Below are 18,964 nucleotides of genomic sequence, written 5' to 3' on the forward strand. Positions count from 1 at the left end.
GAGGTGGACATTCCGGCATGTTGACCCCTGCAAGTCTTTAATAAAATGCGTATCCAGGGGAGTTTTACAGAGGGGTCAGGATCCCGGAACAGGGGTCAGCTTGTTCCGGAATGAGGGGTCAGGATAAAACGGAATTTGCAACGGGTACGGCGCCTATGATATCTATGAGAAGAAACGGGGAGTCCTGTTGCTGGGGTGCTGGGCCCATGCCCGGAGAAAATTTGAGCAGGCTTTGGGTAATGATCCTCCCAGAGCCGAATATGCCCTTGCACAGATAGGAAAACTTTACGAACTGGAACGAAAGGCAGTCAGCGATAATCTCACAAGGGAGCAGATAGAAAAATTACGCAAGGAAGAGGCCTATCCTCTTTTATGTGATTTTGAGAAATGGATCGATTCAAACTACCCGCAGGTATTGCCCAAATCGAAAATCGGGCAGGCCATGTCGTATACCTATGGAATTTACCAGCGGCTGGCCCGCTATGTCCTTGACGGTAGATACCGCATTGACAACAATCTGGCGGAAAATGCCGTAAGGCCTCTTGCCCTGGGGCGCAAAAACTATCTGTTCTGTTCAAACCACCAGTCGGCTGAAAGGACGGCCATGATTTATTCCCTTCTGGGCACCTGCAAGATAAATGGCATAAATCCGACTTTCTGGCTTACGGATGTACTGAACAGGATACAGGATCACTCCATACAAAGGCTGGATGAACTTTTACCGGGAAAATGGAAGCCGTTGGAAAAGGTCAATAAATCCGGAGATTAAATTACCTCTCCTCTTCCTCCTGATGACGTTTATATAGACGCCAAACCTGGGATGTCGTAAAGCGGTACCCCTTGCTGGTCTTGAATCCCTGCCTGTTCAGGGTACTCGTAATCTGTAAATAAGTTTTGTTTTCCCTTCTCATCATAATGATGAGGGCCAGGGCCCGCCTGTTGTTCTCATTGTTCCTGGCCTTTGCCTTGTTGGTTCTTGTGCTGTTTGCTATGGCCCGTGCGTGATTGTTCAACAGATTCTCCGGTTTTCCCAGTTTTATCCCCTTGTCCTTTTTTGCTTTCAGGGATTGTCTTGTTCTCTCGGATATCAGTCTGGCTTCATACTCGGCTATCGAACTTATGATATGCAGGATAAACCGGTTGGCTTTCGGGAAATCACAGAAAATTATCTCGACATCACTTTCCAGCAACCGGCTGGTGAATGCAAAATTGCGTGACAGACGATCCAGCTTGGCACAAATCAATATGGAACCTGTTTGCCTGCATTGTTCCAGTGCTTCGGATAATTTGGGGCGGTGGTTATTTTTTCCCGTTTCGGTCTCTATATACGTTTGAAGGATTTTACTGTCATTCTTCACATAATTTTTTATGATCTCCGTTTGGGCTTCTATACCCAGCCCGCTGGCTTGCTGTTTCATTGTACTCTGGCGAAGATATGCTATATAGGTCCCGGACTGGTTTGACTTCATTCTTGCAAAAACTGATTGCTCGTTAAATTATCGTTAACTCCTGTTTATGCAAAGGTAGACCCATTCCCGAAATCCTGAAAGATGACCCAGAGCGAATGCTTACGAATTACTGATTGTTAATTTCTCCCTCCTGAGTTACATTTTTACTGCATTTCCTTTTTATAAATCAGGAACTTTTAACCTTCAATACTCTATACCCTAATTTACCGATGGAATTTTCTATCTGATCAGTATTTATTTGAGAATCATCAAATTCCATCTTTACTTTACTCGAATTAAACAACACTTTGGCAGAAAGTATTCCTTTTCTGTTGTTCAATACCGATTCTATTTTTTGAATACACGATGGACATGTCAATGTTTCTAATTGAAATTCTGCATTTTTCATACCCTTACCTCCATATATATGCATTAATGTACGTGATGTCCACTACCATCTTCCAGAATGTCGTGCAAGGCTTCTATACTATGTGTATAATCTACGTAAGCAGCCACATAAGCGCGACCTTTTTCCGCCGATTCATTCTTAACCTTATCGAGTTCAGTCACTTTTCGGTGTTTTTCCCGAATGATGCTTCCGATATGGTTGTTTAGTTTTTCGAGTAAGTCATCAATATCCTTGTCAGCCAAAGCCTTGTCGCTTAATTGAACTATTTTCTTCGTACTTCCTGCCGGTTTCAGTCCGGTAAACGGCGCCCCTTCCGTTTCCCTGTGAAGGCGGACTAGCGTTTCAAGAAAATGTTTTTCCACAATGGCGTACACTTCCTTGTCTCCCTTTTTCAGATTATAGGTTTTATTAAACAAAGAAATGATTTCTTCTTCTTGTTCTTTATCAATCCATTTCAAAACCAAATTGACGTTATTGGTTTCGAGGGCTTTGAGGGCGTCTTTAACGGTAGGCCCATCGTAAGAATCGCAATGAGCGAAAACTTGAAGCGAGCTAAATACCATAAACAACAATGTTAATGCAACTGAAAGCATTATACGTGAATTGGCTCTTTCTGTGGAAAGATTCTGTGCACTTCTTTTTTCGAAATTAATTTCTTTTGACTTCATAATAAATTTTTTAATTGGTGGATACTAAAATTGTTTTGATACAAAAGTAAGGTAGAAAAAACAAGCCTACGCCCCAGTTTATAAGTTGGGACTTGTTCTCCGAAAGAAAGAAATCCTTTTTTATAAAGTGCTACGTATCGTCTTTTATTCGATGGTTAGGATTGTGCTTTTTTATATTCGCTCGGGGTAAGCCCCGTTGCTTTTTTAAAAGTCCGGTTAAATGCCGATTTGGAGTTGAAACCAGATTCGAAAGCAATGCCCAATAAAGAGAAGTTGTGATAGCTCGGATCAAAAAGCTTATCTTTTACTCCTTCAATCCGGTATCCGTTTACAAAATCATAAAAATTTCGACCATAGTGTTCATTTATGATTCGGGAAAGTTGGTGTGTGGAAGTATTCAATTCCAAAGCGAGTTGGGGAAGTGTCAGGTCGGGATTGAGATAAGGTTTTTCTTCCTTCATATAACGGTCGATTCTTTCCGAGTACGAAGTTATTTCGTCTTCGCTCAGGCTAAGGTTTGCATATTTTACTTTCGCCCCTTCAGGTTCATCTTGCAAGAAGGCATGCCGGTAATCCTCAATGGGAAAATGAGTAAAAATCTCTTGTTGTCGCAGTCCGTAATATCCCAAAAGAACGATAAAAGCTGAAAGGGAAAGCAACAGCCCATTGATACAGAAATACATGGATGAATAATGGAAAACATGATGTATGACAGCAATGATTATCAGAACAGACCAAACTGCCCCGAAAATGTATAAAAGTATTCTCAGCCAATCAAGGTTGATGTTTTCGATACTTGAAAAATTATTTGGATAGTTGCTTTTATGTTTTTGGACTTCCTTAATGCACAATATAAAATATACAGGCCCCGAAAAGGCGGTTGCCAACAGCAACAAAATAAAAAAGAGGGGCGGTTGTACATGGGAGCTTACATGATCCATGCTTATTTTGGCGGCATAATCAGGGAATAGGGAGGCAATAAAAAGATAAACAGCAAAAGTGAGGAATGGAACAAAATGGAGAAAATCTCTTCTTTGCAAGCCTTTTTTTCCTAAAGTCAATGCCGAGGTGTATAAAAATAAAAAAGGCCCATGCAGCAGAAACAGGGATATGACAAAAACCGGAAAAAGTTTAAATCGGATAAAAAAATCGAAGTCCGATATCAAATATAATCCTGTAAATAAACCTAAATAAATAAGCCAATACAATAAGACCCTATCGTGCAATGCTTTTGTCTTTTTCTTTAGAAGCAGTACGGCAAAGAAAAAAGAGCAAAAAGAAGCAATAGAAAATATATAATTCATTAGTTGATTAATTTACAAGTACAAATTGCGCAAAATTTCATATTACCTTCAGGCAATGCTGACTCCGAAAATATATCCTACCAACGCAGTAGCAAACATAGCTGCTGTTCCCCAAAAGCAAATTCTCAACACTGACTTTTTGATGCTCGAACCTCCGGTTTTTGCAGCAATAGCTCCGAGTAATGCTAAAAAAAGCAGAGAGAAACAATATTGATAATAAATCATTTCTTTTACCGGCGCAAGCAAAGCTACGACAAATGGAAGTATCGCTCCGATGATAAATGCGACAAAAGAAGCAAGTGCAGCTTGAAAAGGGTTAGCTTCCATGATTTTGTTTATACCTAATTCATCTCTGGCATGCGCTTCCAAAGCATCATGTTCGGTAAGCTGTTTGGCAACCTGCAAAGCCAGTTCTTCGTTCAACCCTCTTTTTTGGTATATGTCAGCCAGTTCTTCCAATTCTACTTCGGGCATTTCAATTAATGCTTTCTGTTCTCTTGCTAAATCGGACTTCTCAATATCTCCTTGGGAACTAACAGACACATATTCGCCTGCCGCCATTGACATTGCTCCTGCGATTGCTCCTGCTAAAGCTGCCAAAACGATGGGCGTACGTGATGCGCTTGCTGCAGCCACTCCTATAATTATACTGGAAGTAGATAATATACCGTCGTTTGCTCCCAAAACAGCAGCTCTTAACCAATTGGATCTTGTAACATAATGACTTTCTAACCGCATAAGATAAAATAATTTAAATTACATCATACACTCCTTTGATTAACACTTTAGCAGTTGAATTCAAACTGTCGCTTGGTATAATCTCTATCTGATCACCCTTACGTTCGCCTACTTTAACCAACGTTTTACGAAAAGTATATTGCCCATCTTTTTCCGACTTGAAAACCAATAAGAAGTTATCTCCTTCTTCTATAATGACGGCATCGTACGGGATACATAGGACTTTGCGCGATTCGGTGACAAGACGGGCTTCTACGTACATCCCGATAAGCAGTTTTTGTTTCGTATCCTCATCCATTGCGGCATACACATGGATAACGCGGTCATTCCCTTCGACGGATTTACCTATGCGTAAAACAGTTGCTTCAAATTTTTGAGAATCAACCTGCGGCACAACAAATTGTACTCTTTGTCCTGTTTTAAGACTGAGGACATCCTTCTCGAATACCGCCAGCTCTAAGTGCATAGTCTGCGTTTCCACAATTTCCATAATAACATCAGACGGAGAAACAGCCATCCCAACATTCGCATTAATTTCAGTAATAAAGCCGGAAATAGGAGAATAGACCGTAATGAAAGACGAAAATTTTCCTTGTTCAACCTGTGCGGGATTAATATGTAGCATATTCAGCTTTTGACGTAAACTTTCGAATGTAGCTTTAGCACGTTTATATTCACTTTCTGCTTCCAGGTATTTCTTTTGGGAAGAGATTTTCTCGTCAAATAAGGTCTTTTGTCTATCGTATTCTGATTTCAGATACTTAATTTGCCCTGAAATCTCCAGATAAGATTGCTGGAGATCTATATATTCAGGGCTTTCAAGCGTCAAAAGAGCCTGCCCCTTTGTTACTCTGTCTCCGACCAACAGGGAAGTTGCTTTTACATATCCACCCAGAAAAGAGGTTACCTTGGCTCTACTTCTTGGTGGAACATTTACTTTTCCCGAAGCCTTTATCGTATGGTCAAAATCACTTTCCTGTAAAGTGGAAATTACCATTTTCATGGCGTTGAATTGTTCCTGCGTAATTTCCACCAAAGAGATTTCTTCATTTTCTGCATCTCCATTTTCCGGTGCTTTTTTTCCTCCTACACAGGAATGAAGAGATAAGATAGCTAAAACCAAGATATATTGTGCAATTTTTTTCATTGTTCATTGAAATTAAAGTGGTGCAACTCTAAATACGATTTGTTATAAGAAAGAATATTGTCTAAGTAATCCATTTCTATGCTTATCGCGTTCTCCATACTTTGAATGTATTGGAAAAAATCTATCTCGCCGTTTTTATAGCCCGCATCGGCGGTCTTTATGATTTCTTTCGACAGTAGCTGTCCGTTTTCCGTATAATATTTTATCATTTCCCTATGCTGATTTAGTTCCGCCTGTTTTTGCAGATAATAACTTTCTATCTGTATTTCACGGTTGCTTCTCATCGCTTCCCAACTTTTCCGTTCCAACTCTGTTGTTTTGTTTTTCGCTACGTTTCCGCTGAAAAGCAAAGGGATAGCGATTCCTATCTGGAATCCGTTTTGACGGTATCCTAATCCTTTGTTAGTACCTGTAAATAACTCGATGCTCAGATCGGGAAGCCAGTTTTGATTTTGAAATTTCACCTGTGACAAATGAGTTTTACTTACAGTTTCCAGATATTGCTTTTGCAACTCTTTGCCGGCATTCGTGTCGTTGAGATGAAGCAAAACCAATTCGTCATTCCGTATCCAATATTCTTCACCACCTTGTATCAACGATTTCAATTGTTCATAAAATGCATGTTTCTGGTTTTTAAGCTGTACCAAGTGAGTGTGAATCTGTTTAAATTTAGCTTCAGCCGTAATTTTTTCCAGATAATTGGATTCGCCTAACTCGAATTTACGGCTGCCTGCATTAGAAAAATCGGCATAGAGGCTGTCTAATTGAGTATATAGTTTTTCTTTGTTTTGAATATAAACAATTTGTTCATAGATCAGTGAGATGTCGAGAACCAGCTTGTTTTTTTGTATTTCGTACAATGCTTTATGCTGTTCCCATTGCGATTTGTAAACCTTCCTGCGTGCACCATAGACTGTTGGAAAAGAGAATGTCTGTTCAACGCCAAATACTCGCAATGCCTCATCGTTAGGTGCTACATTATTTTCATCATAACCATAATAGACAGATGTTTTTTCAAAATCAAAAGCAGTGTTGATATTCGCTTGGGAGGCATCGGTTTGTAACTGATAAGAAATCAATTCCTTATTATTACTTAAGGCGGCTTCAATCAGTTTGTCCAATTCGGGATTATTCTGTGAATAAACATCCATACCTATTAAACATATTAATGCCAGACAAGCAATTTTATATTTCTTCTTCATTTTCAGCCAGTTTTTTATCAAACATTTTAAAAAGGACAGGCAGCACGACCATTGTGAGAAGGGTTGCAGTAAACAATCCGCCAATAACGACTGTAGCCAATGGGCGTTGAACTTCCGCCCCTGCCGATGAAGAGATCGCCATCGGAAGAAATCCCAATGCTGCAGCCGCTGCAGTGAGGCATACGGGGCGTAATCGGTCTATTGTCCCTTGCAGTATTAGTTCGTCAACATTTTTCATCCCTCTTTTTTTTAGTTCTTTCAGATGTTCTATCAAAACAATCCCGTTGAGTACCGCAATGCCGAATAAGGCGATAAAACCGACTCCCGCCGATATACTGAATGGCATTCCCCTTATCCAAAGCAATAATACACCACCCACAGCCGAGAGCGGTATGGCAGTGAAAACGAGTAATGTTTCCTTTATTGAACCGAAAGCGAAATATAGAAGTATAAAAATCAGACAAAGTGCTACAGGTACCGCTATTTTCAATCGGTTGAGCGCATTTTGCATGTTTTCGAATTGTCCGCCATAGGTAATATTATACCCCGCAGGCAAATTGATTTTTTCATTGATAATAACCGAAATGTCCTTAACAACGCTTTGCATATCCCGCCCACGTACATTCACTCCTATTACTACGCGACGCTTGGTGTCGTCGCGCGATATTTTAGCCGGCCCTTCCGTATAGTCCACTTTGGCAAGTTCCCGAAGCGGTATTTGTCCGCCCGCGGGCAGGGGAACATGGATGTTTTCCAAATCTTCGATATCATTGCGAAGGTTCTTCTCAAGACGTATTACCAGATCAAACCGACGCTCTCCCTCAAAAACACTTCCTACTGCAGTTCCCGCGAATGATAAAGCGACGATATCGTTGATATCGGATATGTTCAGCCCGTATTGTGCAATGCGGGTGCGATCATATTCCACAGTCATTTGAGGTAGACCGTCTATCTTCTCTATAATAATATCAGCCGCACCTTCCACACTACTTATAGCACGTTTTATCTGCTCGGCTTTCTCTGCAAGAATGGTCAGATTTTCTCCGAAAACCTTGATGGCTACATCGGAACGTGTACCTGAAACCAGTTCATTGAAACGCATTTCAATAGGTTGCGTAAATTCTATTTCCATATTCGGAATAGTCGCGTTCAATTTATTTTTTATTTTGTCGGCTAATTCGTCTTTCGATCCCGCCGATACCCATTCGCTTCGAGGCTTGACTTTTACAATAATATCGCTTTCTTCCATTGACATTGGATCGGTGGGAACCTCGGCTGCACCTATGCGACTGACAATCTGCTCCACTTCAGGGAATTTATCAAGAATGGTCTTTTCTATAAGCGTTGTTGTCTCAATCGTTTTTGCCAATGAAGTTCCTGTTTTCAAGACCGGTTGTATTACAAAATCGCCTTCGTCTAATTGAGGAATAAATTCCCCTCCCATGCGGGAGAATATGATAACAGCCATTATCAACAGAGTTATTGCTCCGGCAAGAGTTTTTTTACCATTTTTCAGTGCCCATGTAATAACAGGTAAATAAGACTTTTTTATTGTTTTCATTATAAAAGAAGTGATGCTATTTTCTTTTTGTTCCCGAGGTTTTATTATTATGGAAGATAAAACCGGAACATAAGTCAGACAAAGCAACATGGCTCCTATTAATGCAAAAATGAATGTCAGCGCCATTGGACGAAACATCTTTCCTTCCACTCCCGAAAGCGAGAGTATGGGGATAAAGACAATGAGAATAATCAGTTGTCCGAAAATAGCGGAATTCATCATGGTAGATGAACTCTTTAGTGTTATTTTGTCGATCTCTCTTCGCTTGTTACGTATTGACAGATGGTTCAGCCCGACAGCATTCGCTGTTATTTGAGCAGAAACAAATTCCACTATAATGACAGCGCCGTCTATGATTATTCCGAAATCTATCGCACCGAGACTCATCAAGTTTGCATCTATTCCGAATATACGCATCAGGGAAATTGCAAAAAGCAGTGACAGCGGGATCACGGAAGTAACAACAATTCCCGATCGTATGTTTCCGAGTAAAAGTACAACTACGAATATGACAATCAAACATCCGAGAATCAGGTTTTCGGCAATGGTGAACGTCGTTTTGGCGACCAATTCGCTACGTTCCAGAAAAGCATTGATATAAACGCCTTCGGGAAGGCTTTTCTGTACTTCCTCAACCCTTTCTTTTACGGCGTTGATCGTTTCTTTGGAATCGGCTCCTTTCAACATCATTATCTGACCGAGAACCTTTTCTCCTTCTCCATTTCCCGTAATTGCACCGAATCGGTTGGCGTTCCCAAATTGCACAGTCGCAATATCTTTTACCAAAACAGGAATACCGTCATTGTTCTTTACAACGATGTTTTCAATATCCTCAATAGAACTTATTTTTCCTTCTCCTCGTATAAAATAACTTTGATTGACCTTTTCAATATACGCCCCTCCGGCTATGCTGTTATTTTTTTCGAGAGCGGTCATCAATTCTCCTGTTGTAATATCCATCGCCTTCAACCGGGAAAGATTGATAGCGACTTCGTATTGCTTCAGGTATCCGCCCCATGTATTAATTTCGACTACTCCGGGTATTCCCGAAAGTTGCCTTTTAACGATCCAATCCTGTATAGTTCGAAGATCTGCAACAGAATATCTGTCTTTGTAGCTGGGCTTCACATCGAGAATATATTGGTAAATTTCCCCTAAGCCCGTCGAAATCGGTCCCATTTCAGGAACACCGAAACCTTTTGGTATCATTTCGGAGGCTGTGTTTATTTTTTCGGCTATCAATTGTCTGGGAAGATAGGTGCCCATGCTTTCATCAAAAACAATCGTTACTACAGACAGTCCGAATTTGGAAATAGAACGGATTTCCTGTACGCCCGGCAGGTTTGCCATTTCCATTTCGATAGGATAGGTAATAAATTGTTCAATGTCTTCGGTCGAAAGGTTTGTAGAAGTAGTTAAGACCTGCACCTGATTGTTGGTTATATCCGGTACAGCACCGATAGGTATATGAAAAACCGAATAAATACCATATATGAATAAGGCAAGCGTAAACAGCAATATGATAAGTTTGTGTCCGAGACTGAACCTTATAATCTTTTCTAACATCTAACTTTATTTTATACCTAATTATGATGACAAGGAACAAAAATAGGAAGATGTGGAATGAAATAGCTTAAGATTTGCTTAAGATTGATGGATTTGCAGTCTGACAGCCGTTCCTGAGTTTTCTTTACTTGAAATTTCTATCTTAATATTCAAGAGAGAACAGAATCTTTCAACGATAGATAGACCCAAGCCGAAGCCTTTGATGTCGCCGTGGTCAGTGGAACGAAAGAATTTATCGAAAATCCGTTCCAAATCCTTTTCGGAGATGCCGATTCCGTAATCTTTTATTTCACAAGTTATGGAATGATCAACTTTCCTTATCCTGATTTCTATCTTACCATCCTGATAAGAGTATTTGATAGCATTGGAAAAAATATTGGTAAGAATCGTTGAGAATAAATATCTGTCGGTTTGAAAGAGAATATCCTCAGAAGAGATATCATAATCCACATGGATGTTCTTCTGCTCAATGTTTGGTGCAAAATAATTCAGGGCTTCGTGAATCATTGAGTTTAGATTTACATCTTTCTCAATGCGCAAAGATTGCTTCTGATTTTCAAAACGCGTCAGGATAAGCAAATCGTCCACCAAATGGTTTAAGCGGTCTATTTCATGGATGCAATACTTGACTTTTTCTTCATATTCCTCTTGTTGTCGGGGTTTTCGGATTAGAACTTCCAATGTTCCTTTGAGTATAGCCAGGGGTGTACGGAATTCATGCGAAGCATACGATGTGAATGATTTTTCACGCTCGATCGTCTTTTCTATACGGTTGAGTAATTCGTTTATGGTGTCGGACAAGACGTACAGTTCATCTTTGTTATAAGGTAGTGGAATTCGATCGGTTAGATTGTCCCGCGATATTCTATTCGATGTTTCGATAATATCGTTAATGGGTTTGATGCTCTTGCCGGCAATAAATCGTGCGATAAAAAACAGAATAATTAAAATAATCGGATAGGTTATCAGTAAACTATGCTTCAATGTTTCCAATACGACTTCAGAACCTTCGCGTGCCACAGCGACTAACAAGTGTCCGACCCGTTTGCCGCTATCATCCAGAATAGGGACTTGCACCTGGCGAATCCTTTTCTCCGCTAACTCTCCGTTAAAAAACACATTGTCTTTCTGATTGGAATCATACAGTAAATTACTGCTTTTTAGGTTCGGAGATTTGTCAATAAGATTGCCGTCAATATCCAAGAACTCAATAAAGACCGGATCGACACCGACCGTATTGTGTTCCCGTTCCATCCATTCCTTATGCCTTTTCAGGGCAATCGTTCCGTCCTTTACTTCTATTTCATGTGAATGGCGGTCAACTTCGCGTTGCAGGTCTTCGTTCAGATGCTCGGACACATTATACTCCACCACCATATAGATAGTAATGAAAACAAGTCCGGTTAATAATGCCGTTGTAATCATATAATACAAGGCTATCCTGTTTCTGAATGAAAAACTCTTCATATTTATTCGTTGGCGATATATCCTACACCTCTGACAGTTTTGATATATCCATTCTTTTTATCTAAATTCAACTTTTTACGGATAGCATTAATGAATACATCGATTACGCCCGTATCGTACTCAAAGTTAATACCCCATACTTTATCTATGATCTCATCTCTTCTGCAAACGTTTCCTTTGTTTCTTATCAGATATTCTAATAATTCAAATTCGCGTTGAGTAAGTGCTATATCCGAAGAATCCATCTTTACCTCGTATGTATTGGTATTAAGCGAAATATTGCCTAATGCCAAGATATTTTGTCTCTTTTTATTCCGAAAATGGATTTTTATCCTTTCCAGCAACTCTTCAAAACTGAATGGTTTTTTTATGTAGTCGTTTGCTCCAAATTGTAATCCTTCGATGGTTTCCTGTATTGTATCTTTAGCGGTAAGAAATAAAATGGGCGTTTCAGAATCTTTCTCCCTGATTGCTTTACACACTTCTATTCCTGAAATCTTAGGCAACATCCAGTCAAGTAATACAATATCCGGTTTTGAAGATTCAAAAAAGTCAATTCCTTGCTTTCCATTGACAGCAATTGTAATCTCATAACCTTCTTCTTCTAATCCCTGTTTGAGAAAGTTGTAAATTCCGGGTTCATCTTCTATTATTAGAATGTGTATCATCTGAATGCAAAGATATGACAAATAGTTTTATTTATAACTTTAATATCTTAGATTACACAATGTTGATTGACAAAGTGTAAATTTTAAGATCCATATTATTAGTCTGTTAATAACAACTCTGAGACATATTTAAATCTTCCCATTCGGAATAATCGGATGATAAAAGATAACAACAAAATATCTCATATTTATACATGCGATAATAAATAACCGGCTACTGATCCTGCCAAAACAATAAATGCACTGTTTATTTTGGTAAACCTAAAGGTAATGATAAGCCCGACAATGGCAATTAGGATTGTCCGCCAATCCGTTATGGTTTCCTTACCCATTGCAAAACAGACAGCGATAATAATGGCAACCGAGGCTACATTTACTGCATCTAAAAATGCAGAAAAACCGACCGAATTTCGCATCCGCTTTATCAATGGATTGAGCAGGGCGACAAATACAAATGAAGGAAGAAAAATCCCAACCGTAGAGATGACAGCACCTCCAATGCCATTGATCTGATATCCGACAAAGGTAACCGAAGAGAAAACCGGGCCCGGCGTAAATTGCCCCACGGAAACAGCATCAATTAATTGTTGCCGGCTCAAAAGTCCCGTTGCTACTAATTCGGTATCCAGAAAGGCAATCAGCACATAACCACTGCCGTATAATATAGCTCCAATCTTTAAAAAAGTAAGAAACAGGTTTAAGTTGGTTGCCGATATCAGAGCCGAGCTTGTAACCTGCAAAAGAGGAAAAGGTAAAAACCCGTGCAGACTGTCTGTTTTTCTGTTCCTGACAGTGGCGGACAGCAGAGCAAACAATCCTGCTCCAAACATCAGGTAAATCTCATGGATATTCAGGAATGAAAGGATCAGCACGGTTATTCCGATCAGAATCAATTCGGTAGTTTTCAACGATTTCTTTGCAAGCGGATAGACTGCCGAAAGGATGATGGCTATTATAGCAGGCTTAATGCCATAAACAAACGGCTGCACTTCAGGGAGCTGTCCATATTGTTTATACAACACGGCAAAAATGAGTGTTATAAAGACAGCCGGCAAAATAAAACAGATACCGGCTACAATCAACCCTTTCCATCCTGCGCGTGCATGCCCGATATGGATAGCCATTTCTGTGCTGTTGGGGCCGGGAATTAAATTCGTAGCCCCCAGTAAATCCAGAAATTCTTGTTCGTTCAACCATTTACGCTTTGTTACCACCTCTTGTTGCATCATGGCAATGTGTGCCGCAGGCCCGCCAAAGGCGGTAAAGCCCAATCGCAAGAACAATTTTGCGATCTCTTTTATATCAGAACCTTTATTAATATTCGTTTCGTTCATCTGCTGTTCAAACTTTTGCCGTTTATATGATGTATTTCGAGTTCAAAGAAAGTAATTAATTCGATTCCCGGATATAGTATTTTTTCCTTAACCAGAAAGCAATATTTACCAACAAAATAAGTACCGGTACTTCAACCAACGGGCCGACAACACCGGCAAAGGCTTGCCCGCTGTGCAAGCCGAAGACGCCTATGGCAACAGCGATAGCCAGTTCAAAATTGTTGCCTGTGGCAGTAAAAGCAATCGAAGCATTCTTATCGTAAGATGCACCAATGAGCCTGCCTGCAAAAAAACTAAGGAAGAACATCATCACGAAATAGACTAATAACGGCATGGCAATTCGAACCACATCTAACGGTATCTGTACGATTAACTCCCCTTTTAAACTGAACATCAGCACAATCGTAAACAATAAAGCGATAAGGGTAATCGGAGAAACAGCAGGAATGAACTTTTCCCTGTACCATTGTTCCCCTTTGAGTTTAAACAATAGCAAACGGCTGAGAATACCCATCAGGAAAGGGATACCCAGATAAACAGCGACCGTTTCGGCAATTGTTCCGATGGATATATTCACGATTGCACCCTCAAAACCGAATAGCGGAGGTAGTTTTGTGACAAATATCCAGGCATAGAAACTGTAAAAAAACACCTGAAAGATGCTGTTCAAAGCGACCAAGCCGGCGCCGTATTCGGTATTCCCCTCAGCCAGATCATTCCAGACAAGCACCATTGCAATACATCTTGCAAGGCCGATGAGAATGACCCCTACCATATATTCCGGATAATCGTGCAGAAAAAAGATAGCCAGTAAGAACATTAAAATTGGGCCGATAATCCAATTCAGTACCAGTGATACCGTCAGTATTTTTACATTGGAAAATACCTTCGGCAGTTGTTTGTAGTCCACTTTCGCTAACGGCGGGTACATCATCAGGATAAGACCGATAGCCAACGGTATGTTTGTCGTTCCGCTTGACAAGGAGTCTATATAACCGCTGAATGACGGGATGAAATAACCTAATCCCACCCCGATAGTCATTGCCAAGAATATCCATAGGGTTAAGTTTCTGTCCAGAAAATTCATTTTCTTTTTACTCATGAACCTTTATTATATTTAGGTACAGTTCGTAAAATGCTTTTTTGATCTCATCCTTTACCCGGATATACTCCGATTGTATAAATTCAGGCGTTCTTGTGGCTTCGGACGGATCATCAAACCCGATATGCAAACGGTTCTTAACTTTTCCGGAAAACGTCGGACAAGTCTCATTGGCACCACCACAAACGGTAATCACATAATCCCATTCATCATGGATGTATTTTTCAACAGGATCGGATGTGTGGTGCGAAATATCCACTCCCGCATCTTTCATCACTTCTATGGCTTTGGGATTTACCTGCCCGCTTGCTTTTGTCCCGGCGGAATAAACCGATAGTTCAGGATCGAATGATTGCAAGAACCCGTGTGCCATCTGACTGCGGCAACTATTACCCGTACAAAGAATCAAGATTTTCATTTTATTGTATTTATAATCATTATTCTTATTTCGTCGAATAACGAACATGTATTTTTTAAAAATATCATATAGCATACTTTTCCGCTCTCTTTCTGATATCAGCAAATATCATCTGTTTCGGGTAATTGGGTAAAAAAGCCACTGAATAATTCTTTCGCTTTATTCCAATACTCTCTATTGATGCAATACTTCACAGTGGGTAATGTAATTGTACCCTGAATTAATCCGGCATCTTTGAGCTCTTTCAAATGCTGTGATAAAGTGCTTTTGGCAATCGGCAGTAGCTCCGACATATCTCCATGATAACAACAGGATTGGGTTGCCAGCATCTCCAGGATAGCAATACGGATGGGATGCCCCAAAGCTTTTGCAAAGCGTGCGAGTTGCTCCTGGTCGGCTGTCGATTCTTTCTTTGACATATGTTTGGTATTTATTGTTCGCAAATATTACGAATGATAATTTTCTTTGTTTTTATTGATATTTTAGGAATTCGGGCGGATAAAATAAACCTAATTGTTTCTGATTGCTTAAATTAGACCTGTAAAAAAGAATATCTATTCCAATTATACTTATGCATTTTTACGTATTTTCATTACCAGCCAAAGAGAGACTCCCGTAACCATAAGGACTAATAGCCATAGATTTCCGGAAAAAGGGTTGTAAGCTGATAACATTTTGGAAAAGCTTTCTCCCATTGACAAACCCATTCCGAATTCAAAAATTAAAGTCAAAACGACCCAAATCAATCCAATGTTGCAATAAGTTCTTGAATTAGTTGCCTTTAACTTCGGAATTAGAAAATATGAGATAAGTAAGATAAACAATGAGAGCAATATTCCGCTTACGGGTAAGGCAATACTCTGACCTAGCAAACGATTCAATACGGACTCTCGCAAAACACCATTCAATATGGCAAACGGAATAATCAATAGCCAGATTAAAATAGATTTTAATATCATCTCAAACTTTTTTTAATTAAAAACTCATAGGATTTTATTCCTCATACTATCCGTTTTTATTGTTCGCAAATATACGAATAAAATTTATATTCGTAATTTTACGAATATAAATTTTCGTTAAATATTCTTTCTCTTATTGACAACTAATTATGAGCACTTACTTAGTAATTTTATGCTCAACTGTTAAGTGTACCCTTTATTGAAAATTACGAGTTTTCAACATTGAGACATTCATCGAACACATGTTATTTATAAAATGAAAATAGTGCTTAACAATCTTACAAGTACAAAGGTTGGAATTGTTTTTTGACAATAAGTGCAAGGTGCAAGTATCTATATATAGATAAACTTGCACCTTGCAGTGTGCCGTGAGAATGTGGAATGGCTGCCATATTCGTAACTGCAACATAGATGGAAGTTGGCCTTCCGCAATCGCTTTACAGGAGGAGATTGCAAACCAATGTATGCTGCTCTGTTCAAAAGGCAGGGTAGTGAGCGATACATAGCGGCATTAGTCGTTAGGTGGCTGTATAGGAGATGACCGAAAGGGAACCATTGATTATGCGTCGAAATGCAACAAGATGATGTCAAAACCGGGTTGATGCAAGAAATCCGGGATAAGTTCAGAGGATACCTGTTTACTGTCTGTTCGACATCCGGCGTAGAGGTGGCATGACCTATATGGAGGCTATGTTGTGGAACACGGGAACTCACCAAGAGATGTTAAGGGAGCAACCAAAAGCGGTAACCCCGCAAGGTTTAAGTACCGATACTTTTGGTGGGGGCGGACTGCTTCGTAGTAGTGATGAAGTTGTTGTAATGGCAATGGAACGAAGGGGGCAGCTTATCCGGCGTATTTGTCTTGTACAACTAATTAAATTTTAGGATGACACAAAATCAAAACGCAAAACCGTTTACAATCGACAAGTATACAGTAATGAATGCTTGGAAGCGGGTTAAAGCAAACAAGGGAAGTGCGGGAATTGACAATGTAAGTATAACCGATTTTGAGGGTAATCTCAAATGTAATTTATACAAGTTGTGGAACCGCATGAGTTCTGGAAGTTACTTTCCTAATGCTGTAAAGTTGGTGGATATACCTAAATCTTCGGGTGGAACACGTCCGTTAGGTATTCCGACAGTAGAAGACCGTGTTGCTCAAATGGCAGTTGTCATGCTGATAGAGCCGAGAATGGAGCAAGAGTTTCATTCGAATTCGTATGGCTATCGCCCGAATCGAAGTGCTCATGATGCATTGGCAAAAGCACGGGAACGCTGTTGGCGGTATGATTGGGTATTGGATATGGATATCAGCAAATTCTTTGATACCATAGACCATGATTTGCTCATGAAGGCTGTAGAGCGTCATGTTCAAGAAAAGTGGATACTGCTTTACATCAAGCGTTGGCTGAAAGTTCCGTACGCGACTCAAACCGGAGAACGTATAGAAAGAAATATGGGTGTTCCACAAGGTTCAGTCATAGGGCCGGTTCTTGCGAACCTGTATCTTCACTATGTGTTCGACAAATGGATGTCGATTTATTATCCATCTATTCCTTTTGAACGTTATGCCGATGATACAATATGTCATTGTCGGAATCTTGAAGAAGCCCAAAGGCTTAAAGCATCCATAATCGAACGTTTCGCAACCTGCAAGTTAAAGCTGAACGAATCCAAGACACGTATAGTTTACTGCAAAGACGGAAAACGAAAAGGAGAGCATACTGAAATCACATTTGATTTCTTAGGCTATACCTTTCAACCTCGTGCTTTGAGAAACAGAAGTGGACAGGTCTTCAACGGCTTTTCTCCTGCAATTAGCAAGAAAGCCAAGAAACGCCTCCACGAAAAGATGCGATATTGGAATCTGAACAGACATGTACAGGTAAAACTATCTGACATCGCTGCCGGAATAAATGCTGAGATTCGAGGCTGGATAAACTATTATGGCAAATTCTATAGTAGTTCGCTGAAATCCTTTCTTCAGGAAATCAATTTGAAATTAGCACGTTGGGCAGAAAGGAAGTATAAGCGTTTTAGGAGAAATCCGAACAAGGCTTATAAATGGTTGGTGAAAGTGGCATCCGAAAATCCCCGTTTGTTTTATCATTGGCAATATGGTGCCAAACCAAACAGATTGAGACCGTTTGGATAAGAAGAGCCGTATGAGGGGAGACTTTCACGTACGGTTCTGTGAGAGGCTTGGGCTGAAATGCCCAGGCCTACTCGACCTTGAGTTAAAACATTAATAATGAATATGCTTGTTTATTGATATTTTTGTTGTATCTTTGAACCCGAGTCATATGCGGACATATCTGCACTAATTGATGACAAAAAATCGTTCTTTCACAACATTCCCAAATCATTACCTATTAGGTTTGATTTGATAAAAAGTGCTATCAATGAATTATATACGCGGTCAGGTTCGCATTTCGTCCGGACCGCTGAAAGATAAGCCAAACGGCGAAATCTTAAAGCCAAAGTCTGTAATTCATTGATTACAGACTTTTTTTGTAAATAAGCTATTTCAAACCTCGTTACCAAATCATTACCTATGGTAATATTAAGCGAGTTAAGATATTGGTAAATAGCGGATTAAGTGATTGAGTTCACATTCCGTCCATACCGCAAAATAAAGCTCTAAGTAGATAAATATAAACTACTTAGAGCTTTTTATTTTTGGTTAGGGACGGAATAAGGGACGGTTTTTGTTTTTAGCCAAAAGTTTGATTTACTGTCATTTAATTTATTTTTCCTCGCAAATATTTTTTGGAAATATTTTTCTAATCACAGAAACTTTACTAATTTAGTCCATGAATTGAGGATTAAATCAAAAATTACATGAAACCATTTTCAGTAAGACCGTGCATCAGAAGAGATAAATCGCTTAAAAATGGCAAATACCCTATTTATCTATGGGTTAGAGTTATGGGCGAAGCAATAAGAGTGCCTTCTGGTTACGAGATAGAAGAA

17 protein-coding genes are annotated in these 18,964 nt (G+C 39.7%); 3 read left to right on the forward strand and 14 right to left on the reverse strand.

The annotated features are described in order from the left end of the window. Positions 1 to 133 precede the first annotated feature (133 nt). A complete protein-coding gene (tnpC, locus tag VB073_RS12295) occupies positions 134 to 769 on the forward strand; it encodes an IS66 family transposase (protein WP_323404494.1) in 636 nt (211 codons plus the stop codon). A gap of 1 nt (position 770) precedes the next feature. Here tnpC and VB073_RS12300 read toward each other — a convergent pair whose 3' ends face one another. The 14 genes from VB073_RS12300 to VB073_RS12365 form a co-directional block, all read right to left on the reverse strand. Next, positions 771 to 1,469, reverse strand: a complete 699-nt coding sequence (locus VB073_RS12300; RefSeq protein ID WP_323404479.1) for a recombinase family protein — start codon at positions 1,467 to 1,469, stop codon at positions 771 to 773. Between the two features lie 166 nt (positions 1,470 to 1,635). Beyond that, positions 1,636 to 1,857, reverse strand: coding sequence for a heavy-metal-associated domain-containing protein (locus tag VB073_RS12305; protein ID WP_416349543.1), 222 nt, complete (start codon positions 1,855 to 1,857; stop codon positions 1,636 to 1,638). Positions 1,858 to 1,880: 23 nt separating this feature from the next. Further along, positions 1,881 to 2,525 carry a DUF6448 family protein gene (locus VB073_RS12310; protein ID WP_323404481.1) on the reverse strand — a complete coding sequence of 215 codons (645 nt, stop codon included), beginning with the start codon at positions 2,523 to 2,525 and terminating at the stop codon, positions 1,881 to 1,883. A gap of 155 nt (positions 2,526 to 2,680) precedes the next feature. Further along, the gene (locus VB073_RS12315; RefSeq protein WP_323404482.1) at positions 2,681 to 3,208 is read right to left on the reverse strand and encodes a helix-turn-helix domain-containing protein; all 528 of its coding nucleotides are present in this window, start codon (positions 3,206 to 3,208) and stop codon (positions 2,681 to 2,683) included. Between the two features lie 669 nt (positions 3,209 to 3,877). Further along, positions 3,878 to 4,567, reverse strand: a complete 690-nt coding sequence (locus VB073_RS12320) for a VIT family protein (RefSeq protein ID WP_323404483.1) — start codon at positions 4,565 to 4,567, stop codon at positions 3,878 to 3,880. Positions 4,568 to 4,580: 13 nt separating this feature from the next. After that, positions 4,581 to 5,714, reverse strand: coding sequence for an efflux RND transporter periplasmic adaptor subunit (locus VB073_RS12325; protein WP_323404484.1), 1,134 nt, complete (start codon positions 5,712 to 5,714; stop codon positions 4,581 to 4,583). Beyond that, complete coding sequence (locus VB073_RS12330) at positions 5,711 to 6,916, reverse strand: TolC family protein (RefSeq protein WP_323404485.1); 1,206 nt, start codon at positions 6,914 to 6,916, stop codon at positions 5,711 to 5,713. The genes VB073_RS12325 and VB073_RS12330 overlap by 4 nt, the downstream gene beginning before the upstream one ends. Further along, positions 6,900 to 10,043, reverse strand: a complete 3,144-nt coding sequence (locus tag VB073_RS12335; protein WP_323404486.1) for a CusA/CzcA family heavy metal efflux RND transporter — start codon at positions 10,041 to 10,043, stop codon at positions 6,900 to 6,902. The genes VB073_RS12330 and VB073_RS12335 overlap by 17 nt, the downstream gene beginning before the upstream one ends. A 78-nt stretch (positions 10,044 to 10,121) precedes the next feature. Then, positions 10,122 to 11,510, reverse strand: coding sequence for a HAMP domain-containing sensor histidine kinase (locus VB073_RS12340; RefSeq protein ID WP_323404487.1), 1,389 nt, complete (start codon positions 11,508 to 11,510; stop codon positions 10,122 to 10,124). Positions 11,511 to 11,512: 2 nt separating this feature from the next. Beyond that, positions 11,513 to 12,178: a response regulator transcription factor gene (locus VB073_RS12345; protein ID WP_323404488.1), complete on the reverse strand. Its 666-nt coding sequence runs from the start codon at positions 12,176 to 12,178 to the stop codon at positions 11,513 to 11,515. Positions 12,179 to 12,366: 188 nt separating this feature from the next. Further along, on the reverse strand, positions 12,367 to 13,512 hold the full coding sequence (gene chrA / locus VB073_RS12350) for a chromate efflux transporter (protein WP_323404489.1): 1,146 nt from the start codon (positions 13,510 to 13,512) through the stop codon (positions 12,367 to 12,369). A gap of 55 nt (positions 13,513 to 13,567) precedes the next feature. Further along, on the reverse strand, positions 13,568 to 14,614 hold the full coding sequence (gene arsB / locus VB073_RS12355) for an ACR3 family arsenite efflux transporter (RefSeq protein ID WP_323404490.1): 1,047 nt from the start codon (positions 14,612 to 14,614) through the stop codon (positions 13,568 to 13,570). Then, positions 14,607 to 15,032, reverse strand: a complete 426-nt coding sequence (locus VB073_RS12360) for an arsenate reductase ArsC (RefSeq protein WP_323404491.1) — start codon at positions 15,030 to 15,032, stop codon at positions 14,607 to 14,609. The genes arsB and VB073_RS12360 overlap by 8 nt, the downstream gene beginning before the upstream one ends. A 98-nt stretch (positions 15,033 to 15,130) precedes the next feature. Next, positions 15,131 to 15,451 (reverse strand): metalloregulator ArsR/SmtB family transcription factor, encoded by a 321-nt coding sequence (locus tag VB073_RS12365; RefSeq protein ID WP_323404492.1) that lies wholly within the window; start codon positions 15,449 to 15,451, stop codon positions 15,131 to 15,133. A 1,426-nt stretch (positions 15,452 to 16,877) separates the two neighbouring features. Here VB073_RS12365 and ltrA point away from each other — a divergent pair. Together ltrA and VB073_RS12375 are read left to right on the forward strand one after the other, a co-directional pair. Further along, on the forward strand, positions 16,878 to 18,146 hold the full coding sequence (gene ltrA, locus VB073_RS12370) for a group II intron reverse transcriptase/maturase (protein WP_323404493.1): 1,269 nt from the start codon (positions 16,878 to 16,880) through the stop codon (positions 18,144 to 18,146). 686 nt (positions 18,147 to 18,832) lie between these two features. Continuing rightward, the coding region (locus VB073_RS12375) for an Arm DNA-binding domain-containing protein (RefSeq protein ID WP_323404495.1) at positions 18,833 to 18,964 on the forward strand (132 nt) is incomplete at its 3' end.

Origin of the sequence: Proteiniphilum sp. (genome assembly GCF_034927365.1) — a bacterium.
Taxonomy (GTDB): domain Bacteria; phylum Bacteroidota; class Bacteroidia; order Bacteroidales; family Dysgonomonadaceae; genus Proteiniphilum.